Here is a 450-nt window from a genome sequence, read left to right as displayed (position 1 = left end):
CGCGCGGCTGGCCGCGGCGTCGCGTGACGCCGGGCCCAGCAGTGTCATCGGAACGGCTTGGTTGACCTGAGCGTTCGAACGTCAGCCGCTATTCTCAGCTGGCAGGTTTTTTTGAGCGGTGCAGTTGAACGGCAACAGATCTTCGATATCGGCGTCTGGCGCGCGCTGGGGCAATTCGGTGAGCGCGTGACGTAGCCATGCATAGGGATCGACGCCGCATGTCCGGCATGTCAGCACCAAACTGTAGATCACGGCGCTTGCCTTGGCGCCGGCAACGGTGTCGCTGAACAGCCAACTTTTTCGTCCGGTGCAAAACGGCCTGATGTCGCGCTCCAGAACATTGTTATCGATCGGGGCGAGACCGTCACTGGTGTAACGGGTCAGATAATCCCATTGCTTGCGCGCATAGGCGATCGCCTTGCCGGTCAAGCTTTCGGGGAGGACCTTCGG

The 450-nt window shown here is 60.9% G+C and carries 1 protein-coding gene; it reads right to left on the bottom strand.

Going from position 1 to position 450, the window contains the following annotated elements:
* Nucleotides 1-81: 81 nt before the first annotated feature.
* On the bottom strand, nucleotides 82-450 hold a 369-nt coding region (locus I6F36_RS38735; protein WP_225173266.1), incomplete at its 5' end, for a transposase.

The sequence above is a fragment of the Bradyrhizobium sp. BRP19 genome, from assembly GCF_020194195.1.
Classification (GTDB): domain Bacteria; phylum Pseudomonadota; class Alphaproteobacteria; order Rhizobiales; family Xanthobacteraceae; genus Bradyrhizobium; species Bradyrhizobium yuanmingense.
This window is presented reverse-complemented; position numbering and strand designations above follow the sequence as displayed.